At 73.2% G+C, this 24,540-nt stretch carries 14 protein-coding genes and 1 pseudogene; 3 read left to right on the top strand and 12 right to left on the bottom strand.

Going from position 1 to position 24,540, the window contains the following annotated elements; all coding sequences use genetic code 11:
- A pseudogene (locus tag ACTWPW_RS44465) lies at window positions 1-1,098 on the bottom strand (hypothetical protein); the annotation flags it as partial.
- Window positions 1,099-1,419: 321 nt separating this feature from the next.
- Between ACTWPW_RS44465 and tuf the strand changes: the two are divergent.
- The gene (gene tuf, locus ACTWPW_RS44460; protein ID WP_443172269.1) at window positions 1,420-2,592 is read left to right on the top strand and encodes an elongation factor Tu; all 1,173 of its coding nucleotides are present in this window, start codon (window positions 1,420-1,422) and stop codon (window positions 2,590-2,592) included.
- 98 nt (window positions 2,593-2,690) lie between these two features.
- Here tuf and ACTWPW_RS44455 read toward each other — a convergent pair whose 3' ends face one another.
- From ACTWPW_RS44455 to ACTWPW_RS44410, 10 genes are all read right to left on the bottom strand, one after another.
- Window positions 2,691-5,465 carry a glycoside hydrolase family 2 TIM barrel-domain containing protein gene (locus ACTWPW_RS44455; protein ID WP_443172268.1) on the bottom strand — a complete coding sequence of 925 codons (2,775 nt, stop codon included), beginning with the start codon at window positions 5,463-5,465 and terminating at the stop codon, window positions 2,691-2,693.
- A gap of 33 nt (window positions 5,466-5,498) precedes the next feature.
- Window positions 5,499-6,848, bottom strand: coding sequence for a M20 metallopeptidase family protein (locus ACTWPW_RS44450; RefSeq protein ID WP_443172267.1), 1,350 nt, complete (start codon window positions 6,846-6,848; stop codon window positions 5,499-5,501).
- Window positions 6,849-6,890: 42 nt separating this feature from the next.
- Complete coding sequence (locus tag ACTWPW_RS44445) at window positions 6,891-7,124, bottom strand: hypothetical protein (RefSeq protein ID WP_443172266.1); 234 nt, start codon at window positions 7,122-7,124, stop codon at window positions 6,891-6,893.
- A gap of 24 nt (window positions 7,125-7,148) precedes the next feature.
- Window positions 7,149-8,045: an amidohydrolase family protein gene (locus ACTWPW_RS44440; RefSeq protein WP_443172265.1), complete on the bottom strand. Its 897-nt coding sequence runs from the start codon at window positions 8,043-8,045 to the stop codon at window positions 7,149-7,151.
- A gap of 153 nt (window positions 8,046-8,198) precedes the next feature.
- Window positions 8,199-11,594, bottom strand: a complete 3,396-nt coding sequence (locus ACTWPW_RS44435) for a phosphodiester glycosidase family protein (RefSeq protein WP_443172264.1) — start codon at window positions 11,592-11,594, stop codon at window positions 8,199-8,201.
- A 49-nt stretch (window positions 11,595-11,643) separates the two neighbouring features.
- On the bottom strand, window positions 11,644-13,800 hold the full coding sequence (locus tag ACTWPW_RS44430) for a hypothetical protein (protein WP_443172263.1): 2,157 nt from the start codon (window positions 13,798-13,800) through the stop codon (window positions 11,644-11,646).
- A 64-nt stretch (window positions 13,801-13,864) separates the two neighbouring features.
- Window positions 13,865-16,126 (bottom strand): hypothetical protein, encoded by a 2,262-nt coding sequence (locus ACTWPW_RS44425; protein WP_443172262.1) that lies wholly within the window; start codon window positions 16,124-16,126, stop codon window positions 13,865-13,867.
- 104 nt (window positions 16,127-16,230) lie between these two features.
- Window positions 16,231-17,085 (bottom strand): sugar ABC transporter permease, encoded by an 855-nt coding sequence (locus tag ACTWPW_RS44420; protein ID WP_443172261.1) that lies wholly within the window; start codon window positions 17,083-17,085, stop codon window positions 16,231-16,233.
- Window positions 17,079-18,083, bottom strand: a complete 1,005-nt coding sequence (locus ACTWPW_RS44415) for a carbohydrate ABC transporter permease (protein ID WP_375108507.1) — start codon at window positions 18,081-18,083, stop codon at window positions 17,079-17,081. Before ACTWPW_RS44415 ends, ACTWPW_RS44420 begins: the two co-directional genes overlap by 7 nt.
- Window positions 18,084-18,086: 3 nt before the next feature.
- Window positions 18,087-19,373 (bottom strand): extracellular solute-binding protein, encoded by a 1,287-nt coding sequence (locus ACTWPW_RS44410; RefSeq protein ID WP_443172260.1) that lies wholly within the window; start codon window positions 19,371-19,373, stop codon window positions 18,087-18,089.
- 359 nt (window positions 19,374-19,732) lie between these two features.
- Between ACTWPW_RS44410 and pulA the strand changes: the two genes are divergently transcribed.
- Together pulA and ACTWPW_RS44400 are read left to right on the top strand one after the other, a co-directional pair.
- The gene (pulA, locus tag ACTWPW_RS44405; RefSeq protein ID WP_443172259.1) at window positions 19,733-22,471 is read left to right on the top strand and encodes a pullulanase-type alpha-1,6-glucosidase; all 2,739 of its coding nucleotides are present in this window, start codon (window positions 19,733-19,735) and stop codon (window positions 22,469-22,471) included.
- A 157-nt stretch (window positions 22,472-22,628) separates the two neighbouring features.
- Window positions 22,629-23,273, top strand: a complete 645-nt coding sequence (locus ACTWPW_RS44400; RefSeq protein WP_375108510.1) for a hypothetical protein — start codon at window positions 22,629-22,631, stop codon at window positions 23,271-23,273.
- 33 nt (window positions 23,274-23,306) lie between these two features.
- Here ACTWPW_RS44400 and ACTWPW_RS44395 read toward each other — a convergent pair whose 3' ends face one another.
- Entirely contained in the window at window positions 23,307-24,506 is a 1,200-nt protein-coding gene (locus ACTWPW_RS44395) for a DegT/DnrJ/EryC1/StrS family aminotransferase (RefSeq protein ID WP_375108511.1), read from the bottom strand.
- Between the last annotated feature and the right edge of the window lie 34 nt (window positions 24,507-24,540).

The following is a 24,540-nucleotide window of genomic DNA, read 5'->3' as shown; positions in this document are numbered from 1 at the left end:
GGTGGCCAGGATGTCGACGGTCGCTGGTGCGGCTGCCGAGAGGTCCCTGACCGCTGCCACGGCGGCGGTGCGGACGGTGAGGTCGGGGTGGCTGACGGCGGCGGCCAGCAGGGGCGCCAGCTCCGCGCGGGCCGAGCGCGACCGCGCGCCCCGGTCGTAGGCAGCGTCGACGGCGGCGCGGGCGGCCTCGGCGGTCCCCCGCTCCAGCAGCGCGGCGCAGACCTCGGTGAACGCCAGGCCGCCGAGGTGCGAGACGATCTCGCCGAAGGGGTCGCCCGACCACACCCAGCCCTTCAGCGGCTGCTCCCCGTTCGACCAGTAGCCGACGAGCAGCTCGGAGGTCGTGTCCGGCCACGGGAGCCCGGCGTCGGCGATGGCCCACAGCGCACCGGCCCGGAGGGCGGCCCGCTGATCGGGCGTCGATTCACCGTTCCGAACCGGGGACGGCCCGTCCAAGGCGGCCTCCGCAGCCCCGCCCGCCCACCGCCCCTCCAAGGGGCGCCCGTCATCCCCGCCCGCGGACGGCCGATCCGGTGTCAGCTCGGCGGTGAGCCAGGCGGCGCTTTCCGGCGGGTCGAGGCGGGCGGCGGCGGCGAGCAGGCCCGCCAGCACGTACGGCGAGCTCTCCCGCGAGCGCCGTGCCCGCAGCGCCGGCATCACCTCGGCCGCCGACTCGCGGGGCAGGTTGCCGAGCAGGTAGGTGGCGGCGTGCCGGAGCTCGGCGTCGGGGTCGTCCAGCAGCGGCAGCAGCCGCCCCGTCTCGCGGGCCAGGGCCGCGCTCACGTCCTCCAGCACCTCGGGGGCCGCGTCGTCGGTCGAGGCGATCGCGCCGAGCAGGTGGACGAGCCGATGGCGCCTGCGGGTGCCCGGGTCGGCGGCGAGCCGGGCGATGAAGGGCACCGCCCACGGCGTCGCGCCGTACAGCGTGCCCTGGTGGAAGACGCTGCCGAACAGCTCGTCGATCGCCTCCTCCGCCACCCCGTCGTCCTCGCCGACGGCGTCCCGCAGGGTCTGCGGCACGTCCTCCGCCGAGCCGTACGCGTGCTCGAGGGAGCCCCAGTCGATGTCGTCGATGCCGTCGAGGGCGGCGGTCGTCATCCGTCGTCGTCCTTCCCCATCTGTCCCGGCCTGTCTGCGTGACCGGCAGAAAGCCTAGGGGAAACCTCCGACAGACGATCAACGTCGCGAGCGTTTCGGGGCGCGGAATAATTCGTTGCGGTCGGATGCTAATGCCCGCACTATGTTCCTCATGTTCCTGCACGCTCACCACGCGACGCCCGCACTGCCGGGCGCGTTCGGGCGTGCCTGCGACGGCCTGGAGCGCTGACCTCTTCCCGTAAGTCCTGAAGTGACCCGGCGGGGGGAGGTTGACCGGCCCTGACGGGTCACGCATCCACTTCAGGTTCGAGGGAAGGAACCATGGCCAAGCAGGCCTACGTACGGAACAAGCCGCATCTCAACATCGGCACCATGGGCCACGTCGACCACGGCAAGACCACGCTGACGGCCGCCATCACGAAGGTGCTGGCCGCGCGCGGGCAGGCCACGTACACGCCGTTCGAGCGGATCGACCGGACCCCGGAGGAGGCCTCCAGGGGGATCACGATCAACATCTCGCACGTCGAGTACGAGACCGCCACCAGGCACTACGCCCACGTGGACATGCCGGGCCACGCCGACTACGTGAAGAACATGATCACGGGGGCGGCGCAGCTCGACGGCGCGATCCTGGTCGTGTCCGCGCACGACGGGATCATGCCGCAGACCAGGGAGCACGTGCTGCTCGCCAAGCGGGTGGGCGTCGAGCACCTGGTCGTGGCCGTCAACAAGGCCGACGGCGCCGACCCGGAGCTGACCGACCTGGTCGAGCTGGAGCTGCAGGAACTGCTGGCCGAGCACGGCTACCGCGACGTCCCGATGGTCCGGGTGTCCGGGCTGCGGGCGCTGGAGGGCGACCCGGTCTGGACGGCGTCGGTCGAGGCGCTGCTCCAGGCGGTGGACGAGCACATCCCCGTGCCCGTGCGGTACGTGGACGCGCCGTTCCTCATGCCGGTCGAGAACGTGCTGACGGTCACCGGCCGCGGCACGGTCGTGACCGGCGCCATCGAGCGCGGCACGGTCCAGGTCGGCGACACGGTCGAGGTGGTCGGGTTCGGTGACGGCTTCTCCGCCGTCGTGACGGGGGTGGAGACGTTCGGCAAGACGATGGAGCGGGGCGAGGCCGGCGACAACGCCGCCGTGCTGCTGCGCGGGGTTCGCCGCGAGCAGGTACGGCGGGGCATGGTGCTGGCCGAGCCGGGCAGCCAGCGGGCTCTCGGGTCGTTCACCGCCCGCGTCTACCTCCTCACTCCGGAGGAGGGCGGGCGGCGCCGGCCGATCGCGTCCGGGTACCGGCCGCAGTTCTACCTGCGCACGACGGACGTGCCGGGGGAGCTCGTCCTGCCCGACGGCGAGAGCGCCCGGCCGGGTGACACGGTCGAGGTGGCGGTCGCGCTGGGCAAGGCGGTCGCGCTCGAGCCTGGGCTCGGGTTCGCCATCCGTGAGGGCGGCCTCACGGTCGGCGCCGGCACGGTCCTCACCGTCCCGGACTGAAAAAACCACTGGAAGACGCTGGAAGGTGCCGGAAGGTGCCGACGCACCGAAGGCCGAGGGCCGGGTCCCACGTCCGCGTGGGGCCCGGCCCTTCGGGGTCACGCCGGGTCGAAGCGGAGCCGGAGTGTCGCCCGTCGTGCCATCAGGTTGTAGCCCGGCAGCGCGCCCGGCCCGCAGGTCGCCGTGCCGATGCCCTGGTGGGCGAGGTCCAGGTGGAGGTACAGCCGCTCCCCCGCCACCAGGTCGGGCCGGTGGCGGGCGGCGGCCAGCTCGGCGGTGCTCCACCGGCGCGCGGTCAGCCCGAACGTGGGCTCCCCGGACACCCTGAACCCGCCCAGCTCGGCCCACCGCACGTCGGCGCGGTGCCCGTTCTCCTGGGGGTAGACGTACGGCGTCTGCAGCTCCTCGACCGTGGCCGACCACCGGCCGGTGCGGGCGGCCATGCCCGTGTCCGGGTACGCCTCCCCGGGCCCCGACCCGAACCACGTCACCCGGTCCACCACGCTGCCCGGCAGCGACATCGTGACCCCGATCCGCGGGATCGGGTCGCGCCACTCGCCCTCCGGCTCGACGTCCAGCAGCAGCCGCAACCCGCCGTCGAAGGTCCATCGGTACGTCGCCCACATCCCGAGGTCGGTGGCCGCGGGCGCGACGCGGGTCCGCACGGTCAGCCCGTCGTCCAGGGAGACGTCGTCCACCCGCTGGGTGAGCCGGTGCAGGCCGAGCGCGCGCCACGTGGCCTCGAGGCCGCCGTAGCGGTCGTTGTCGGTCGGGGCCCGCCACAGGTCGAGCCGGGGCCCGTCCACCTCCCGCCCGAACAGCCGGACGAGCCGCCCCGTCACCGCGTCGAACGCGCAGTCGCCCGCGGTCAGCTCGCCCCCGGCGCGCGCGAACGCCAGCAGGGTGTCCACCCGCCGGGACTCGGGCCGGGCCAGCATCGCCTGCCCCCACGCCACCTCGTGCCCCGCCTCCGCCCAGGGCTGGTCGGCGGCCAGCTCCGCGCGTACGGTCAGCCAGCACTCGCCGATCGGCCCGGCCGCGGTGTCGGGCAGCTTGCACTCGCCGCCGCCCGCGGGCACGTCGAGGCGGTGCTCGGCGACCGTCTCGCCCTCCACCTGCACGGTGGCCACGAACCGCAGGTGGGACAGGTCCGTGAAGCCGTAGCCGTTGACGACCCGCACGAACCCGTCGCCGAACTCGAACCTGACCGGCTCGAACACCTTCTTCAGGTCGATCAGGCCGGGCGACGGCGTGCGGTCGGGGAACACGAGCCCGTCGATCACGAAGTTCCCGTCGTGCACGGGCTCGCCGTAGTCGCCGCCGTAGGCGTACCCGTACTCGGGATGCGCCAGCCCGTGGTCGATCCACTCCCAGATGAACCCGCCGGCCAGGCGCGGATAGCGCTCGAACAGCTCCTGGTACTCGGCCAGCCCGCCGGGCCCGTTGCCCATGGCGTGGGCGTACTCGCACTGCAGGAACGGCATCCCGCGCCGCCGCTCGTCCAGCCGGGCGTCTTCGAGCGGGTCCTCCTCGTGCCGGCCGATGGCCTCGACCTCGGCGTGGGAGGCGTACATGCGGGAGTAGACGTCGGTGTGCTCGCACGACCGGTCGCCCTCGTAGTGCAGCGGCCTGGACGGATCGCGCTCGCGCGTCCAGTCCGCCATGACGGCCAGGTTCCGGCCGACGCCGGCCTCGTTGCCGAGCGACCACATGATGACGCTGGGGTGGTTCTTGTCGCGTTCGACCATGCGGCGCATGCGGTCGAGCAGCGCGTCGGCGTAGCGAGGGTCGTCGGTGGGGTTGGCCCGCCAGCCGACCTGGCCGAAGCCGTGGGTCTCCAGGTCGCACTCGTCGATCACCCACAGGCCCAGCTCGTCGCAGAGGTCGAGGAAGGCGGGGTGCGGCGGGTAGTGGCTGGTCCTGACGGCGTTGACGTTGTGCCGCTTCATCAGCAGCACGTCCTCGCGCATCGTCGCGTACGGCACCGCGCGGCCGTGCTCGGGGTGGAACTCGTGCCGGTTGACGCCCTTGAGCAGCAGCGGGCGGCCGTTGGCCAGGAGCACGCCGTCCACGATGGAGATCGTGCGGAAGCCGACGCGCAGGCGTACCGTCTCCTCCGGCGCGGTCACCGCCGCGTCGTACAGGCGCGGCGTCTCCGCCGTCCACGGCTCCACCTCGACCGTGACCTCCGTGCCCGGCTCCAGCCCCTCGACGCCGAGTTCGGGGACGCTCAGCGTGCCGGGGCCGTCGAAGCTCAGCGTGCCGCGCCCGTCCTCGTAGGAGGCGCGCACGAAGACGTCGGCGGTGGAGCGGGTGAGCGTGACGTCGCGGAAGATGCCGGGCAGCCACCACATGTCCTGGTCCTCCAGGTAGGTGGCGGCCGACCACTGGTGCACGCGCACGGCCAGCACGTTGCGGCCCGGCCTCAGGTGCGGACCGGCGTCGTACTCGACGGGCAGCCGGCTGCCGGTCGAGAAGCCCAGCTCGTGCCCGTTGAGCCAGACGCGGGCGAAGGACTCGGCGCCCTCGAACCGCAGCCGGCCGCCCGTCCAGCCCTCGGGCAGGTCGAAGGCGCGGCGGTAGTCGCCCGTCGGGTTCTCGTCGGGGACGCGGGGCGGGTCGATGGGGATGGGGTAGGAGACGTTCGTGTACGCCGGGGCGCCGTGTCCGTGCAGGGCCCAGTGGGACGGGACCGGGAGGTCGTCCCAGGCCGCGTCGTCGTAGTCGGGCCCGGCGAAGTCCTCGGGGGCGTTCGCGGTGGGTGAGAGGCGGAAGCGCCACGTCCCGTTGAGGTCGAGAGCGGGCGCGTCGGAATCGAGTGCGGCCCTGGGTTCGAGTCGGCCCGAACCGGGGCTGAAAGTTTCGAGATCCATCTCCGCCGAGCCTAGAGGTTCCAGGCGGTTTCGTCAGCGATGAGTTTTGTGTCCGTACTGGGAGGAAGGGGGCAGGTCCCGCACGGACGTGCACCCGGCTCTCGACGACGCGAGATAACCGGCCAGCAGTGCCTCCGCCACCGCCCCCACGGCGGCGTCGCCCGGCAGGAACCCGGGGCTGTGCAGGCCGGCCCCGGTGTCCCCGATGTCCACGCCCACGAACATCATCAGCGACGGCGTCACGTCCCCGTAGCGCGCGAAGTCGTCGGCCCCGCACGACCGCAGCTCGTCGGTCACCGCCCACCCCTGCTCCCGCAGCCTGTCCCCCGCGCGTACGGCCAGCGCCGGGTCGTTGACCAGCATCGGCTCCCCGGGCAGGATCTCGACCTCGGCCACGCACCCGTACGCGCTGGCGGTGTCCTCGGCCACCTGCGTGAACCGGCGGTGCAGCCGCTCGCGCCAGCCCTCCGACATGGTCCGCAGCGTGCCCCTGGCCACCGCCTCGCCGGGCACGGCGTTGGGCGTGGTGCCCGCGGTGACGGTGCCGAACGTCACCACGGTCGGCGTCATGGGGTCGGCGGCCCGGCTGACGAGCTGCTGCGCGGCCACGATCACCTGCGCCATGGCCAGGACCGGGTCGCGGGTGAGGTGCGGGTACGCGGCATGCCCCTCCGACCCTCGCACGGTCACCCTGAACTCGTCGGAGGAGGCGTTCACCGGCCCGGGGGTGCAGGCGATGGTGCCCTCGGGCAGCACGGGCTGGACGTGGGCGCCGATCATGGCGTGCACGCGGTGCCGTTCGAGCACGCCGGAGGAGACGACGTCGAGCGCGCCGGAGGGGTAGGTCTCCTCGCGCGGCTGCAGCACGACCAGCAGCGGCGCGACCGCCCGCGCCCCGATCCCGGGGACGGGCTCCGGCTCGGGAGCGAGCTCCGGGCCGATGGCGGACTCCGGGCCGATGGCGAGGTCGGTGGCGAGTTCCGGCCCGGTGGCGGCGACGGCGCGGGCGAGCGCCACCACGGCGGCCAGGTGCACGTCGTGGCCGCAGGCGTGCATGGCGCCGTTGGTGGCCGCCCACGGCACTCCGGTGCGCTCGACGATCGGCAGCGCGTCCAGCTCCCCGCGCACCCCCACCGCCGGCCCCGGCCCGCCGATCCGCAGCACGGCGCCGGTGCCCGCCACGTGCTCGACCGCCCCGCCGGGCAGCGCGTCGAGCACCTGCTTGAGCGTCGGCCCCTCATGCCCCGACACGCGGGGCAGGGCGTGCAGCTCCCGCCTCAGCGCCACGGCGGCGGGCAGTTCCCGGCTCAGCGCCGCCCGCAACGCCTCCTCCGCGTCCGCCCGGCTCCCGTCCGCACCCGTACGGTGCCCGTCCACGTTCATCCATCCACCTCTAGGAAAACGACCCCATCAACGCGTCCTTCCTCATCCCCCGGCCCCGAGGCCGTAGACGTGGCGCGCGTTCCCGCCCCCCACCATGGAGGCCACCCGCAGCGCCTGGTCGAGCGACCACTCCCCGTCGGTCACGAACCCGCCCAGCACCCGCGCCATCGCCCGCCGCCACAACAGGGCGCCCAGGTGGTGCAGCTCGGCCGGCCCGAAGGCGTCGGAGGAGAAGAGGAGCTTCGAGAACGGCGCCACCTCCAGGCTCTCCGCCACCAGCGCCGCGCTCCGCGCCCCCGTTTAGCTGACGCCCAGCCCCACGTCGAAGAACACGTGCGGGTACGCCTGCGCCAGGAACCCCGCCTGCCGCTGGTACGGATAGCAGTGCAGCAGCACCAGCGGCACCCCTGTCGGCTCGGCCAGCTCGATCAGCCCGCGCAGCAGCAGCGGGTCCGCCCGCCGCAGGTCCACGTCGGGATCGCCGAAACCGATGTGGAACTGCAGCGGCAGCCCCCGCTCCAGCCCCGCCCAGACGATGTGCCGCACCAGCACGGGGTCGCGCACCCGCCCGCCCCCGTCGGCCAGCCACCGCCCGGCGGCGAAGGTGACCTCCTCGGCGGAGGGCGGCGCGGGGTCGAAGTCGAGCCCGCACCGGTAGGCGGCGATGGTCTTGAGCCCGCGCGCCGTCCGCGTACGCTCCCGCAGCGCCTCCCCGAACCGCGAGGCGAACGTGCCCGCCTGGCACCCGGCGGCGGCCACCTGCTCGGCCACGCTCTCCAGCCGCACCACCTCGTCGGCGGGCGACCCGCTGGCCTCGGCCATCCCGGACGGCCCGAGCAGCTCCTCGCCCCGGTAGCCGGTCTCGACCAGGAAGTGCCCGATGCCGCTGGCGCCGAGCAGCAGCCGGTTGACCTCGGCGGCGCCGAGCCTGGCGCGCCGGGCCAGGTATTCCTCGGGCGCGCAGAAGGGCTCCAGCCCGAGCACGGGCGCGCAGTGGCGCAGGATGGCGAACCCGATCTGGGAGTCGAACTGGGTCATCCACTCCGGCACCGGCCGGTCGGACTCGGTGATCAGCTCCTCGAACGCCGTGCGCGACAGGTCGTGCGAGCTGGCCCCGTGGACGTGGTGGTCCACCAGCGGCAGCTCGTCGATGGCCTGGGTGAGCGCGGTGGGCACGAGATCGAGCTCGACGGACATCGGTCATCCTCCCCCGGTGACGTTTCCCACGACCTCGTACCCCGGCCCCCTTCCCGCGACCCGGCGGGACGAACACGGAGACGAACACGGAAACGAACACGGAAGGGCCCCGCGGGACGGAGATCGTCCCGCGGGGCCCTGGTGGACCTGCGGTCAGGCGGCGGCCCTGGCGCTCACCGCCACGCCCGCCTGCCGCGTCACGCCGTTGACCGTGACGGCCACCGTCACCTGTCCGGCGCGCAGCGCCGTCAGCGTGCCGGTCGCGGGGTCGAGGACGGCCACGTGCCACGGCTTGGCCGTCTTGCGCGGGCCGACGTGCAGGTTCGGCGAGCCGGACCACTTCACCGACACGGGGTACGCGGCCGGGACCGTCCTGACGCCCTGCTCGACCGCGGCCGTCACCGTGGCCGGCGCGCCGACCGCGACCGTGGCCGGGACGGTGAGGGTGAGGTCGTCCACGTGCGGGCTGACCTGCGTGCCGATCCAGTCGGGCGCGTCGGCGAACCAGTTCCGCCTGACGTGCTCGGCCTCGGCCCGGGTCACCGGGTCGACGCCCCACAGCGACCACCCGGTGAACCCGCCGTCGCCGGGGGCGGTGGCGGGGTTCTTGCCGGAGTTGCCGTTGATGAAGTACGGCACCGCGTCCACGTGGGAGGCGTGGAACGTCCCCACGTGCGCCCCGATGAACGCGGCCCCCTTGCCGGTGGTGCGCTGGAAGTCGGCCAGCCAGCCCTCCACGAGCGCGGCCTCCTTGCGGTCGCCGAGCTGGCTGCCCTTGCCGGGCGTCGGGTCGCGCGGCGGCACGTGGAACAGCACGGTGACCGACCCGATCGAGGCGTCCTCGGCCGCCTCGTCCAGCTCGGAGCGGAGCATGGCCACCTGGTCGTAGCCGCCGCCCCGGAGGTTCAGGCGGGAGGTGTCCAGGGTGATGAAGCGAGTGCCCTTGTGGTCGAAGGTCCCGTACGTGTCGCCGAAGGCGGCCTTGAAGTTGTCGATCTTGCCGCCCATGACCTCATGGTTGCCCGGAATGTAGTGATATTTCACCGTTCCGCCGAGCTCCTCGTCGAGGATCTTCTTCGCCAGCGCGAAGTCCTCGGGCGACGCCTCGTCCACCAGGTCACCGTTGATCACCAGGAAGTCGGGCTTGGCGGCCTTGATCTCCTGGAGCGTGCGGCGCGCGTTCCTGACGATGTCGCTGTCCGGGTCCCTGGCCACGAACTGCGCGTCCGACATGACCGCGAACCGCCACGGCATCTTCGACACCTCGCTCCTGACCACCGGGTCGGCCACCTTGGGCACGGCCGGGGCCTCGACCGACGGCGGCACCTTGGCGACCAGGCCGTCGATGAGGATCTCGTTGGTGTACTTCACGTCCGCCTTGGTCTCGGCCACGTAGAAGCGCCGCAGCTTGAGCGGGTAGTTGACGCCGGGCGGCACGGTGAACTCGACGTACCTCCAGCCGGTCCAGGTCATGTACGGCCCGCGCAGGATCTGCGACTGCCCGAGCGCGTCGTAGAACTCCAGGCTCGGCCACTCCCCCTTGCCGGTGGAGTTGATCCAGAGCCCGAACGCCTGCGGCTGCCCCTCGACCACGATCTGCTGCGGCGGGCTGGCGTAGGCGGCCCGGGTGGCGGTGGAGGTGGTGAAGTCGTACGAGAGCTTGAGCCCGCCCCCGCTCTGCCCGGGCGCCGCCGACAGCGAGCCGGTGGCGCGGGCGGCGGCGAACGTCCAGGTGGCCGCGTCCTCGAAGTCGGCGACCGGCTTGGCCTCGAACCCGACCGTCACCGGCACGGCGGTGCCGAGCTTGCCGACCTTGGCGGTGATCAGGCCGGAGCCGGTGGCCTGCTTGGCCTTGACGGTGAAGTAGCCCTGCTCGGCCGCGGTGACCTCGAAGAGGTCGCGGTCGTAGTCGAGCGTGAGGTCGCCGGGCTCGATGGGCGCGGAGTTGCCGTTGCGGTCGTAGCCGACCACGCCGAACGTGGCCACGCCGCCCTCGCCGGCCATCCCGAGCCGGTCGGCGGTGGAGCCGAGCCGCTCCAGGGGCTGCAGCACGGTCAGGTCGATGCTGCCCTTGGCGTTGCCGCGCGAGGCGGTGACCGTGGTCGGGCCGGGGATCAGGGCGTGGAAGCGCCCGTCGCGCACGACGCCGTGCACGGCCGGGTTCGCCCGCCACGACGGGGTGCCGGCGGCGGGGCCGTACGTCTCGTCGTAACCGGCGGCGGTCAGCCGCCTGGTGAGACCGGGGAAGACGCGTTCGGGACGGCCGCCGGCCACGGGCCCGACGCCCGGCGCCTTGGCGGGGTCGCTCGCGGTCTCCAGCCAGAAGCCCTTGAGCTTGCCGCTGCCCTCGGGCGCGTAGAGCGCCAGGCCGTTGGGGACGTGCCGCTCGCCGCCGTCGGAGGGGCTGTTCTCCACCTGCACGTCGGCGGAGCCGGGCTCGCGGGCCAGCATGGTCGAGGAGCCGCCGCCGTCGAGGTTGAGCGCGTTCGCGGCGCCGAGGTCGGCCATCATGGCGGCCAGCTCGTTCAGCGTGACGCCGCGGCTGTCGACCTGGCGGCCGTCCACGGTCAGCAGGTACATCTTCCGGCCGTCGGCGGAGAACCCGACGGCGGTACGCGGGTGCGCGGCCGGGTCGGTCGAGTTCTGCACCACGCCGTCCTTGACCAGCACCCAGTTGCCGCCCACGGCGGCCTTGACCGAGCTGCCGTCGGAGGGCTTGGGCTGGTACTTCACGTCGACCTTGTCGCCGGGCCTCAGCGCGGACAGCGCGGCGGCCCCGGCGTCGCGGCCCAGCAGGATCGTGGTGCCCGCGGGGATCGGGCCGGTGCCGGCGGACGTGCGTACCTCGGAGACCACCCCGTCGACCAGGACGACCTCGGCGACGGACGTGGCGCCCTCGACGGCGCGGGCCCGGCTGTAGGAGCCCCACAGCGGCGTGAACAGCCCCACGCCGCCGCTGCGCACGATCTGGTTGAACTGGGTCAGCGTGATCGGCGAACCCCCCGCCGGGGTGGCGGTGCCCTCGAAGTACATCTGGAGCACGCGCCCGACGCCGTCCCCGGTGACCGCGACCGCGTTCTCGTGGCCGGTGACCGGAGACTGGATCAGCTTGCCGTCCTGGACGCCGATGCCCTGGGCGGCGCCGGAGTTGTTGATGTCGAAGAAGTCGCCGTTGACGGCCGCGACCGCGCGCGAGCGCCTGGCCGGCCCGGACAGCGGCTCGGTCTTGGACACCTCGCCCGAGAACACGTAGTCGGCCTTGGCTCCGCCGAGGTCGGCGGTGACCGCGTCCGCGCGCAACCAGCCGAGCGCGTCATAGGTGTCGAACGAGGTCAGCGAGATGCCCGGCGCGACCGGGCGGGTCCTCTTGGCCGTCTCCAGCCGCGGCTGGGCCGCGGTGGCCCGCGCGAGCAGCGTGGACGGCGCAGGATAAGAGGACGCCTCCAGGGCGTCCTCTGCGGGGGGAGCGGGGTCGGCCTGCGCGGGCGCGCTGAGGGCCATGGGGCCTAACACGAGCGCGGCGGCGGCCAGCAATCGGAGGGTCTGCACGACCGAACTCAATCGCTCGTGGATATAACTTTCAAGACTTGAGAGTGAACTAAAAGAAAATTTCAGATCTTGGCCGTTCGGCCTCTCCCGCGGGCGATTCCGACGAGCGCACCCCGGCGTGCAGCACCAGCGGCACGGCCAGCGCCACCGCCATGGACAGCACGGCGGTGCCCGAGTCGTTGACGAGCATCCCCACCACGCCGCTGACCAGCGCCCCGACGAGCCCGGCCCGCAGCATCGGCGCCTGCGCGAACGCCCTGGGCACCACACCCGCGCTCACCTGCCCCGGCCGCAGCACGGCGAAGACCAGGAAGGCCAGCCCGGCCAGCACGATGGGCATGAGGTTGGGCGAGAGCAGGGTGTTCAGCATGGCGCCCAGCTTGCGCGCGATCATGGGCAGGAACGTCCCGTCGAGCACCTGACCGACGAACCGGCCCAGATGCGTCTGCGCGGCCGGCGGGCGCAGGTGGTCGAGCACGGCGATGACCGACACCAGCACCCCGCCCAGCACGCAGAAGGCGGCCAGCTTCAGCACCGACACCTTCTGGCCCGCCACCAGCAGCGCGGTGACGGCGATGCCCGGCACGAACGCGATCACACCGCCGAAGTCGCTGCCCACGCCGGGCCAGCCCGCCAGCAGCGTCGCGGCCACGCCCAGCCCGGCCACCCCGGCCACCGCCGGCCGCCGGTGCCCGGCGCGGACGAGCAGCTCGGCCGCGATGGCGGTGACCATGAGCACGGCGGTGGCCAGCAGCGCGAACGGGATGTTGGCCAGCCCGTAGTAGCGCCCGCCCACCACCGCCGTGTAGCCCATGAGGCTGTTGAACTGCAGCGTCGTCCCGGTCAGCAGGTCACCGGCGAGCACCGCGGCGGTGATCGCGGCCACGGCGGCGGGCGGCCCGAGCGGGTCGCGCCGCCACGGGCCCAGCAGCGCGACGGCGGCGATGAGCGCGGTGCCCGCCAGCACCCCGCCGATCAGCGTCACCACCACGTACGGGCTTCGGTCCCACGGCAGCAGGTTCACCGCGTACGTCGAGACCGGCACGCAGGCCAGCACGATCGCGGCGGTGCCGACCAGGCCGAGCCGCCTGCGGCGCGACAGCAGGAAGTACGCCACCGCGTAGAAGCCGACCTGGAGGATCGCGAAGGCGGTGAAGAAGACGCCCGTCGTGCCGCGCACGCTGACCCCGGCCGTGTCGGCCCTGACCAGGTCGGCGGGGGTGACGGGGTCGCCCAGCCGCCACGGCAGCCCCACCACGGTCGCGGGCGGCGCGAGGCCGGCGGCGGTGAGGATCGTGGGCGTGATGTCGGGCAGCACCACGAGGTCGTCACGGCGGGTGGAGTTCGTCCCGATCGACGGCCCCTCCCCCGGGGGCGATCCGCCCGTTCCGCCGGCCGCCCCCTCGCCGCCCGGCGATCCGGCGCCGCCGGTCCGGTCGGTGATGCCGGGGCGCTTCCACATGGCCACCCGCAGGTGCGGCACGGAGCCGTGGTCACCGATCCCGGCCAGCACGACCTCGGTGCCGGCGGGCAGCCGGTCGAGCACCGCCGCCACCTCGGAGTCGGCCTGGCGGGCCAGGTCGCGGCGCCGCTCGGGCGAGATCGCCTCCGGGTCCTGCGGCAGCCTGCCGTCCTCCAGGTACGGCTCGACGAGCGCGGCCACGTCCACCGCCAGCACCCGGCAGCGCGCCCAGTCGCCCAGCGCGGCCGGCTCGGAGGCGTACAGGTCGACCTGGCCCGCCTTGTCGGCCAGCGCCAGGGCCGCGCCCCGGCCGACGGCGGCCGTGCACTCACCGGCGGCGTGCACGGCGGTGCCGAGCGTGCCCGCGTAGGTCCCGTCGCGGGTGCCGAGCAGCTCGCGCACCTCGGGGACGATCGCGCCCTGCCCCTGCGCGATCGGCTCGGGCGGCAGCCCGCAGCGCCGGCCCACGGCCGAGCGCACGCCCGCCGACACCGTCAGCCACCCGTCGTACGGGCACGTCACGGTGCCGACGGTCTTGACGGAGACGGACCCGAGCCCGCTCTGCCCGGCCAGCTCCCACAGGCGCGGCGTGTCCCGGGGATCGATGTCGTCCCACAGCAGCCCCGGCACCCCGATGAACGCCACCCGCCCCCCGGCCTCACCCGTGGCGGTGTCGTCCGCCCGGGCGGCGACCGGCAACGACCACCACAGCGCCGAAGCGACCAGCAGCAGCACCCATCTCATCGTCAGCCCCCATCCGGACATGGCGATCGACCCGGGACGCGGGAAACCCTACCCGCCCGGCCGCTCAGGCGGCGGGTTTGACGGTGATCAACCGGTTGAGGGCCTCGTCGTAGGGCGGGTCGAGCCAGTAGTCCGAGTGCCATCGCGCCTCGGGCAGCGGCTCCCCGGGACCGGGCCGCGCCGGGTCCCAGCAGAACCGGTCCACCTCGTCCTGCCGCTCCCCGGCGAAGGGGTCGGCCGGCCGGAAGACGGGCCCACCGATGGGGTCGCTCAGCCGGTAGAGGTTGCACCAGGACACGGCGTCGCGTACCGCCACGGGTCCGGCGCCGCCGAACCAGGCGGGGAAGTACGGCGCGTACAGGCGGCCCAGCGGCGAGCCGTGCGTGAGCAGCCTGACGCGCGCCCGCAGCTCGGGATCGAGCTGCAGCACCAGGGCGGCGGCGATGACGCTGCCCTGGCTGTGCCCCGACAGCACGACCTCGTCCCGCTCGGTCCTGGCGAGCCGGCCGACCCGGGCCATCAGCTCGGGCACGACCCGCTCGGTGTAGCAGGGCGGCGACAGCGGGTGGATGGCCCGGGGCCAGAACGTGGAGACGTCCCACAGGATGCCGATCGTCCTGCGCAGCCGGGAGTCGCTGTACGTGCGGCGGCCGAGCAGCACCAGCCCTGCGATGATCGCCACCATGGCCCAGCTCCCGACGGAGGCGAGCAGCCCCGTGATCCCCCCGTCGGGCGTGAACAGCCGCAGCCGGTGGATCACGGTCACCACCACGGACCCGGCCACCCCGATCCCGGTGAGCACGCCCAGCACGATCCCGGCGCGGTCGGTGAGGGAGGCCAGCGCCCACTTGGCGGCGACCACCTCGGCGTCGTCGCGCTGGCCGTAGTACGCCTTCAGCCCGGGGACCAGCCGCGCCGCCTCGGCCCTGCGGATCAGGTGGAGCACGCCCGCCAGGGCGACGAGGCCCAGCGCCAGCAGCGGCACCAGGGCCGCCGTCCACCAGACGGCGTCGTCGAGGAACAACCGCCGGCCCGGCGGCCCCGGGTCGGCGGAGGTCCCCGGGACGCCGAAGAACGTGGCGGTCCAGAACAGCACGCCGAGGGCCAGGACGTTCGCGCTGCCCGCGGCCGCCATCAGCACGAACCAGGCGGCCAGCCCGCCCATCGCCCGCCGCTCGCAGCGCCCGCCGCCGGGGCCCGGCCGGTCCATGCGCGCCAGCACGCAGGTGGCGACGAGAATGAACAGGCCGAGCCCGACCGTGAGCCCGAGCTGGAACGCTCCAATCCCCACGCCGGGCAGCTGCCACGCGGACCCCGCGGCCACGGCGGCGGGCGGCAACCCGGCCAGGGCCGCCCCGATCGTGGCCACGAACACCAGCGGCGCCGCCACCCGCAGCGCCCGGCAGGCGAACGTGAGCCACTCCGGCTCCCGCTCCCCCGAGTGCGGGTCCAGCCGCCGGGCGATCCACGGCAGCGCCGCCAGCACGGCCGCGGCCAGCTGCACCCCGGCGTTGGCCACGGTCAGCACGAGCCCCCGGGCCGTGCCCGCGAACGGCGCCGCCACGGCCACCCCGATGGAGGCGACGGCGAAGGACACGTGCACGACCCGCAGCCGCCACACCGGCGCGCCGCCGTGCCACAGCCGGGGCCGGGCCAGCGGCCCGCCGTCGCGCGGCGCCCCCTCGGCCGGCCTGCCGGGGGCCGGTACGACCGTGCGCTCGTCGCGCTGCCAGGTGCGCCGGGCGATCCACCACAGCAGGACGACGACCAGCAGCGGGACCAGCGCGGTGACCGCCAGCCGCCGGGACGGCTCGTGACCCCACAGCGCGGCCAGCCAGTGCACCCAGACCGGGGCCGTGTCCTGCGCGCAGGCCCGGCCGGCGGCGGTGCACTGCCAGCCGACGAGGTCGACGGCGGCCCGGGTGACGGCGCCGACGAGCGTGCCGGTGAGCAACAGGGCGAACAGCCGCTGCGCCGCCTCCGTCACGTGCCGCAGCCGGGCCCCGCCCGCCGGCCTGGGGAGCATGAAGTAGGACAGGTTCGCCAGCGAGAACGGCAGCAGGAGCAGCCAGAGCGCGATCGTCCGGCCGCCGGAGGTGAGGTTGCCCCAGGCGTACGCCTCCCGGTGGCGGACGCCCGGCACGTCGGGGTGGCCGCCGGCCGGCCTGCCGCCCGCCCACCAGCGGCGGTAGAACCCGGTGGTGCCGTCGCCCGCGACGAGCCGGGGATGGGGGTGGTTCAGGATGCCGGCCGGGGGCGTGCCGGAGACTCCGTGCACGCGCAGCTCCGTCACTCCTCCGCAGGTCTCGTCGAGGAATCCGTCCATGACACCAGGATCCTGCGGCAACCCCCATCACGTACAGTTATGAAACGATTACTCAAACGTGAGCAGCGTAAGCCCCGTCCCTGCTCATGAGCTCCTCTCGGGGGCTAGGACTTGGTGGCGCCGGCCGTGAGGCCGGTGATCAGGTGGCGCTGGACGAGCAGGAACACCACGCCGGCCGGGATGGCGATGAGCACCGCCGAGGCGGTCATCAGCCCCCAGTCGGACCAGTGCTGGCCGACGAACTGCTGCAGCCCCACGCCGAGCGTGCGCTTGTCCTCCTGGGACATGAACACGGTGGCGTAGCCGACCTCGCCCCAGGCGGTCATGAAGCAGTAGAACGCGGTCACCGCGATCCCCGGCCGGGCCAGCGGCAGCACGACCCGCCAGAACACCCCGAACGGGGTCAGCCCGTCCACCATCCCGGCCTGGTCGATCTCGATCGGCACGGTGTCGAAGTAGCTCTTCATCATCCAGGCGCAGAACGGCACCGCGATCGTCATGTACGCGATCACCAGGCCGGGGATCTGGTTGAGCAGCCCGAGCCCGGCCATCAGGTTGTACAGCGGCACGATCAGGATGGCCACCGGGAACATCTGGGTGATCAGCAGCAGCCACATGACCGAGCGGTGGCCGGGGAAGCGGAACCGGCTGACCGCGTAGCCGGTGGTGGCCGCCAGGAACACGCCCAGGACCATGGTGAGCCCGGCGGTCAACACGCTGTTGAGCAGCCACTGCGGGAACTGCGTGGCGGTCAGCACGCGGGTGTAGTTGTCCAGCGAGGAGTCGTTGAACAGCTGCAGCTCGGCCGACAGCCAGCTGTCGCGCGGCTTGAGCGACGTCAGCACCAGCCAGACGACCGGGAAGAGGGAGATCGCGACCGCGAGGAGCAGGCCCGCGTGCAGGCCGGCGGAGGCCAGCGGGCCGCGCTCGCCGCGCGGCCGGGTTCTGGTGCTCACCATGGGTCTCCTTGACTGCGCAGGGTACGCCGGTAGCCGACGGCCAGCACGATCAGCATGGCCAGGATGATCACGCCCCAGGCCGCCGAGCCCGAGTAGTTGCGGATGCCGGTGAACGCCTCCCGGAAGGCGTAGGTGACCAGGATCTCCGTCTCGCTGCCCGGCCCGCCCCTGGTGACCAGGAAGATGATCGGGAACATGTTGAACGTCCAGATCGTGCCGAGCAGGAGCACGGTGCCGGACACCTGCCGCAACCCGGGCAGCGTGATCGCCCTGAACCGCTGCCACGGGCCGGCGCCGTCCACCTCGGCCGCCTCGTACAGCTCGGCCGGGATCGACTGCAGCCCGCCCAGCAGGGCGACCATCATGAACGGCACCCCGATCCACACGTTCACCGCGATCACCGCGATCTTCGCCGTGGTCGGGTCGTCCAGCCAGCCGACCCCGCCGATCCCGGCCAGCTTGAGGAAGCCGTTGATCACGCCGTAGTCGCTGTTGTAGAGGTAGCGCCAGATGAACGCGGCCACGAACGCCGGCACCGCCCACGGCAGGATCAGCAGCACCCGGTAGACCGAGCGGAAGCGCAGGCGGCGGTTGAGCATGACGGCCAGACCCAGCCCGATGCCGTAGTGCAGGCCGACGCAGACGGCCGTCCACACGACGGTCCAGAGCAGCTTGTCCCAGAACAGGCTGCTGGTCAGGATCTGCAAGTAGTTGTCCAGGCCGACGAACTCGTACGTGGACGGGATGACGTTCACCCCGATGGTCCGGCCGATGTTCGCCTCGGTCGCGTCCGTCAGCGACAGGTAGACGCCCCGGACCAGCGGCCAGCCGATCAGCACCAGCATCACGGCCAGCACCGGCGCGACCATGGCCCACGCGTACCAGTGGGTGGCGATCGAGCGCCGCAGGCGTCCCGGCCTGTCCTGGCGACGGCTCCGGCCGCGGGCGGACTCGTCCGCGGCCGGACCACCGCTCGACCGTCCGGTCGAGACCGCCACCGGTCAGCCCCAGTCCTTCATGATCCCGCGGTACTGCTCGTCGACCTTCTTGAGCATGTCCGCGGGGCCCGACTTGCCGCCGACGAGCGACTGGTAGCCCTCCAGCAGCGGCTGGAAGAGCTGGCCGCCCTCCGGGATCCACGGGCGCGGGACGGCCGTGTCCATGATCGGCTTGAACACCGCCACGTCCGAGTTGCCCTCCACGTCCGGGTCGGCGTACGCGGAGGTCCGGGTGGGCAGGAGGCTGATCTCCTTGGCGATCTTCGCCTGGGCCTCGACGGTCGTCATGAAGCGGACGAACTCGTACGCGGCCGGGATGTTCTTCGAGCCGGCGTAGATGGCCAGGTTCCAGCCGCCGGTGGGCGCCGCGGCCTTGACCGACCCGGCCGGGACCGGCGCGATGCCCAGGTTCGCCTTGTCCTGGAACTCCTTGCCCTGGTAGATCTCCGACAGCGCCCACGGGCCGTTGTAGATCATCGCCGCCTTGCCCTCCTTGAGGGCGGTCATGGCGTTGGCGTAGCTCTCGGTCGTGGCCGGCTTGGGGGCCGCGCCGGAGCTGATCAGGTCGGAGACCGTCTCCATCGCCTTCACGTTGGCGGGCGAGTTGACCACGATCTTCTTGTTGGCCACGTCGAGCAGGTCGCCGCCCTCGCCGTACATGAAGGGCAGCAGGAAGTAGGAGTCGACGTTCAGCGCGAGCCCGGCCACGCCGGTCTTGGCCTTGACGTCGAGCGCGGTCTGCTTCAGCTCCGCGATCGTCTTGGGGGGCTCCTCGTGCCCGGCCTCCTTCAGCAGGCGCTTGTTGTAGATCAGCGCGAGCGTGTCGGTGACCTGCGGCACGGCATAGGTCTTGCCGTTGAACTTCGTGCTGCTCAAGGGCCCGGGCAGGAAGTCCTCGGGCTTGTCCACCGCCCGGCTGCCGTCCAGCGGCTGCAGATATCCCAGCGACGCGAACTGCGACGTCCAGGCCACCTCGGAGCGGATCACGTCGGGCGCGCCCGTGCCGGCCTGCGCGGCCGTCTGGAACTGGTTCTGCGCCTGGTCCGACGGCACGTTCACATAGTTGACCTTGACCTGCGGATATTTCGCCTGGAACTCCTTGATCAACGCCTGGAAGGTCGGCCCCTCACTCTCCGGGCGCGTCGTGTCCCACCACGTCAGCTCGCCGCTCACCTTCGACGGGTCGGAGACCGACGCCGCGGGCGCGGGGGTCCCGCCTCCGCCGCCACAGGCGGACAGCGCCAGAACGAATGCCGCAACGGCGGCTGCGGCCGGTAAGTTTCGTCGCATGATCCTTCACCTCACAGCTCGGTCGAGGTCGGAGTAAGCCGGAGGTTACGCCGACGTGACGCTCACCGGTAGATGGGTTCGTAAGGTTTCTGCAAGTTGTTACATTGATCGCCGCCCGCCGCCCTTGCGCCGCCGGAGCCCGTATCAGCGCAGGTCGGTCCCCATTGTGGACCCCTGACCAGGCCACGTCTGCTGGCGCACCCGCCAGGAAGTGGTTCCCCGGCATTTCAGAAATTTCCAGAAAGGACTGCAAACGCCCGCCTGGCGAGTCCCGCTCAGGAACCTGGCGGCGGCCGGGAACGCGGTCGTCCTGCATTACCACCGCCCGGACGGGAACGACGAGGGCGGGGGGACCGCACGTGTGGGGCGGCGCCGCCGCGCCCGCCGACCGGGCCTCGCCCCTGCGGCCGTCGGGCACAGACGGCTTCGGGGCCGTGTTCACGGTGCCGCTCGCCGAGGGGGCGAAGAGCCTGAGTCACATCATCCACGAGGGCGACGACCAGGACCTGCCCGCCGCCACGGGCGCGGACGCCGACCTGCGCAAGGCCAGGGCCCACTGGATCGACCGGGACACCGTGGCCTGGCGCGGCGGGCCGTCGCTGCGGCACTCGCTGGCCTTCAGCGCCAGGGGCGACATCGCGTACGACGACGCCTGCGGCAACGGCGACCTGACCGGCGACCTGCGGCTCATCCGGCTCCTCCCGGGCACGCTGAGCGAGGAGCAGAAACGGAGGTGGCCGCACCTGGCCGCGTACCCGGCGCTGAAGGTGGACCCGCGCGACGCCGGCCTCGTGCGGCAGGCGCTGCGCGGCCAGGTCGTGGCCGTGGAGCGGGACGCCGCCGGCACGCTGCTGGCCGCGACGGGGGTGCAGATCCCCGGCGTGCTGGACGATCTCTACGCCGAGGCCGCGACCGCCACCCTCGGCCCGTCGGGCCGGACGATCCCGAGGCTCGCGCTGTGGGCGCCGACCGCGCAGAAGGTCGAGCTGGCCCTGTACGGCCCCGGCCGCAGCGTGCACCGGATGCGCCGCGACGACGACAGCGGAGTGTGGTCGGTGCACGGCCTGCCGACGTGGCTGGGCCGCGAGTACACCTACCTGGTCACGGTCTACTCCCCCGCCGCCGGGAAGGTCGTGACGAACGAGGTCACCGACCCCTACAGCCTGGCCGTCACCGCCGACGGGGTGCGCAGCAGGCTCGTGAGCCTCGACGGCGCCGCGCTGAAACCGCCCGGCTGGGACCGGGCGGCCAAGCCGGCGGCCGTGCCGCAGGACCGGGCCTCGATCTACGAGCTGCACGTGCGCGACTTCTCCGCCTCCGACGCGAGCGTCCCGGCCGCGCTGCGCGGCACGTACGCGGCCTTCGGGCTCGACTCCGCCGGCATGCGCGCGCTCCGCGCGCTCGCCGAGGACGGGCTGACGCACGTGCACCTGCTGCCCGTGTTCGACCTCGCCACGATCCCGGAGCGGAAGGCCGACCGGACCGAGCCGGGCTGCGACCTGGCCGCGCTGCCGCCCGACTCCGAGCGGCAGCAGGAGTGCGTCGCGCGCACCGCCGCCAAGGACTCCTTCAACTGGGGCTACGACCCGCTGCACTACACGGTGCCGGAGGGCTCGTACGCGACCGACCCGGACGAGCGGATCAAGGAGTTCCGCGCCATGGTCGCCGGCCTCAACCGGGCCGGGCTGCGCGTGGTGATGGACGTGGTCTACAACCACACCCACTCCACCGGCGTGCTCGACCCCATCGTGCCCGGCTACTACCACCGGCTCCTGGACGACGGCACCGTGGCCACCTCCACCTGCTGCGCCGGCACCGCGCCCGAGCACACGATGATGGGCAAGCTCGTGGTCGACTCGGTCGTCACGTGGGCGAGGCAGTACAAGATCGACGGCTTCCGGTTCGACCTCATGGGCCACCACCCGAAGGCGAACATGCTCGCCGTCCGCCGCGCCCTCGACGCGCTCACCGTGGAGCAGGACGGCGTGGACGGCAGGTCGATCATCCTGTACGGCGAGGGCTGGAACTTCGGCGAGGTGGCCGACGGGGCCCGGTTCGAGCAGGCCACGCAGGCGAACCTGGCCGGGACCGGCATCGGCACCTTCAGCGACCGGCTGCGGGACGCGGTGCGCGGCGGCGGCCCGTTCGACGCCGACCCGCGCGTGCAGGGGTTCGGCTCGGGGCTGGCGGGGGCACCCAACGGCTCCCCGGCCAACGGCACGGCCGAGCAGCAGCGGGAGCGGCTGGCCGGCTACGCCGACCTCATCCGGGTCGGGCTGACCGGGAACCTGGCCGGCTACGTGCTGCCCTCGGGCAAGCGGGGCTCGGAGGTCGACTACAACGGCTCGCCCGCCGGGTACGCGGCCGCGCCCGGGGAGGTGGTGACGTACGTGGACGCGCACGACAACGAGACGCTGTTCGACGCGCTGGCGTACAAGCTGCCCCAGTCGACACCGATGGCCGACCGGGTGCGCATGCAGGCGCTGTCGCTGGCCACGGCCGTGCTGTCGCAGGGGACGGCGTTCGTGCACGCGGGCAGCGAGCGACTGCGCTCGAAGTCGCTCGACCGCAACTCCTACGACTCGGGCGACTGGTTCAACCGGCTGCTGTGGGACTGCGCGCAGGGCAACGGCTTCGGCGCCGGCCTGCCGCCCCGGGCCGGGAACGAGGACAGGTGGCCCTACGCCCGGCCGCTGCTCGCCGACCCCGCGCTGCGGCCCGGCTGCGCGGACATCAACGCCGGCCGGGCCAGGTACGGCGAGCTGCTGCGGATCAGGGCGTCGTCGCCGGCGTTCGCGCTGGGGTCGCTGGAGGAGGTGCGGCGGCGGCTGACGTTCCCCGACTCGGCGGAGGGCGTGATCGCCATGCACGTGGACACCTCGGGGCTCGACCCGCGCTGGAAGTCGGTCACGGTCGTGTTCAACGCGACGCCGTCGGCGCACCCGCAGGCGATGCCGTCGCTGGCGGGGCAGGAGGTGGCGCTGCATCCCGTACAGGCCGCTTCGGACGACCCGGTCGTCCAGGAGTCGGCCTTCGACCCCGCCACCGGCACGCTCACCGTCCCGGCCCGCACGGTCGCGGTATTCGTGCGGACATGAGTGTCTGAGTGTGACGTGCCGGGGTAGAGGGAACGTTCATCACATCACCGGCACCACATCACTGGAATTGAACGGCACTACGGCGCAGACTGGACAGACTGGACAGACGGCGATCGCGCGGAGCAGTGGAGCACCCGTGGACAATCACCTTGATCACATGCCGGTCCTTTCCCGTGGCAGGCACCGCAACCCCAAGCGCGGGGCCTGCTTCATGGAACTGGCCTCCTACCTGGCCGGAGAACGCTGGAGCGACCATCCGGCGTGCACACACCCGTTGCTGGCCGCACTCGCCCGCCTGGTCAACGACAACACCAGCGACGAGAGCCGGGCCAAGCTCGTCCGGCTGGTCCCCTCCATCATCGGCCTGGCCAGCGACGACCTGCGCGTGGACGCGCACATCGCGCTGCGCTGCGCCACCACGGCCCTGCCGGTGGCGGCGGCCGAGCGCCAGCTCGCGCTGGCGGTGTCGGTGCTGGCCGCCGAGGAGATGCTGGCCAGGCTCGAAGGAGCGCCGTCGGGGCGGCTGAGCGAGCGCAGCCGGCGCGCGATGGAGGAGGTCCCGCAGGCGACCGAGCAGGCCAGGCGCTTCAGCCGGGCGGCCCGGATCACGGAGAAGGGCTTCCGCCGGTACGCGGCGCCGAACGCGGTGCAGCTGGCGGTGGTGGGGATCGTGCAAGCGTGTGTACCGGACCCGGACGCGCTGCTGTGCACGCTGCTGGAGGAGACGATCGCGGACTGCGACGCCTTGATCCGCACCCAGGAGAGCGCCGCTCCGGTCCCCGCGTCCCCGATCCACGCCTGACCCGGTTCACGTCCCGGCTCGTGGCCGCTCACCTCACGACGTGAGGACCTTGGCCAGGGCTTCGGCGATCTGTGCGGCGTTGGCGGGATCGTCCATGAGCATGGACTGGCGTACCCAGATCACCTCGCGGGCGGCCGCCACTGCGGCGGGGCAGGGCTCCGGCCGGGCGCCCGCCCCGGTGAGCGCCGCCATGGTGCCGAGCGGCGGGTAGCCGCCGTCGAGCGGGACGCCCTCCGCCGCCAGGGCCGCCAGCAGGAACGACCGGTCGAAAGGCACGTGCAGGCGGAGCATGAGCAGGTGCCGCGAGTCTCGGGTGGTGCCCGGCGGTTGCGGGACCACCGTCACCGGCCGCTGCCCGGAGGTCCGCTCGCCGTCGTGGCCGGCGGGCATCGGGATGGCGGCCAGCTCGCGCTCGACGGCGGCGCAGAAGGCGTTCCTGCGGTCGATCTCCTGGTCCAGCCGGTCCAGCCAGGGCAGCAGGAGCGCGGCCTGGATCTCGGTCAGCCGCAGGTTCCAGCCGACGGATGGGTGGCCGTACCAGGCGCCGCCCCGTTGGCGGCCGAGGTTGCAGACCGACCAGACGGCGTCGTGGACGGCCTCCTCCCGGCAGACGACGAGGCCGCCCTCCCCCGCCGTCATCGCCTTGCTCGCCTGGAAGCTGTAGACGCCGGCGTCGCCGAGCCCGCCGACCGGGCGCCCCCGGTAGGCCGCGCCGTGCGCCTGCGCGGCGTCCTCGACGACGGCCAGGCCGTGCCGCGCGGCGAGCGCGTTCAGGGGGTCCATGTCGGCGGGGCTGCCCGCGAGGTGCACCGGCATGATCGCGACCGTGCGCGGGGTGAGCGCCGCCCGCGCCGCGGGCACGGACAGGTGCAGGTCGGCCGGGTCCACGTCGGCGATCACCGGCGTGGCCCCGGCCAGCAGGACGGCCGTGGCCGAGGCGACGAACGTGTACGCCGGGACGATCACCTCGTCGCCGGGCCCGACCCCCAGGCCGCGCAGCGCGGCGAACAGGCCGAGCGTGGCGTTGCCGACCGTCACGCCGTACTCGACGCCGGAGCGGCGGGCGAGCGCGGCGGCCAGGTCCGCGCACATCGATCCGCCCTGTGTGGCGCCCCACTGGCCGCTGTCCAGCACGGTGGTGACCAGCTCGCGCTGGGCCTCGTCGAGCGGCGGCGGCCAGGCCGGCCAGGGCGTGGTGCGTACGGGGGCTCCGCCGTGGAGGGCGAGCGTCATGGATGGGGTCCTTCCAGCAGTCGTCGGAGGCGCC

Source organism: Nonomuraea sp. KM90, from assembly GCF_052246675.1.
Lineage (GTDB): Bacteria > Actinomycetota > Actinomycetes > Streptosporangiales > Streptosporangiaceae > Nonomuraea.
This window is presented reverse-complemented; position numbering and strand designations above follow the sequence as displayed.

Coding starts and splice junctions, on each gene's coding strand:
- tuf (WP_443172269.1), top strand. CDS start 1,420: ATGGCCAAGCAGGCCTACGTACGGAACAAGCCGCATCTCAACATCGGC.
- ACTWPW_RS44455 (WP_443172268.1), bottom strand. CDS start 5,465: ATGGATCTCGAAACTTTCAGCCCCGGTTCGGGCCGACTCGAACCCAGG.
- ACTWPW_RS44450 (WP_443172267.1), bottom strand. CDS start 6,848: ATGAACGTGGACGGGCACCGTACGGGTGCGGACGGGAGCCGGGCGGAC.
- ACTWPW_RS44440 (WP_443172265.1), bottom strand. CDS start 8,045: ATGTCCGTCGAGCTCGATCTCGTGCCCACCGCGCTCACCCAGGCCATC.
- ACTWPW_RS44430 (WP_443172263.1), bottom strand. CDS start 13,800: ATGAGATGGGTGCTGCTGCTGGTCGCTTCGGCGCTGTGGTGGTCGTTG.
- ACTWPW_RS44425 (WP_443172262.1), bottom strand. CDS start 16,126: ATGGACGGATTCCTCGACGAGACCTGCGGAGGAGTGACGGAGCTGCGC.
- ACTWPW_RS44420 (WP_443172261.1), bottom strand. CDS start 17,085: ATGGTGAGCACCAGAACCCGGCCGCGCGGCGAGCGCGGCCCGCTGGCC.
- ACTWPW_RS44410 (WP_443172260.1), bottom strand. CDS start 19,373: ATGCGACGAAACTTACCGGCCGCAGCCGCCGTTGCGGCATTCGTTCTG.
- ACTWPW_RS44400 (WP_375108510.1), top strand. CDS start 22,629: ATGCCGGTCCTTTCCCGTGGCAGGCACCGCAACCCCAAGCGCGGGGCC.
- ACTWPW_RS44395 (WP_375108511.1), bottom strand. CDS start 24,506: ATGACGCTCGCCCTCCACGGCGGAGCCCCCGTACGCACCACGCCCTGG.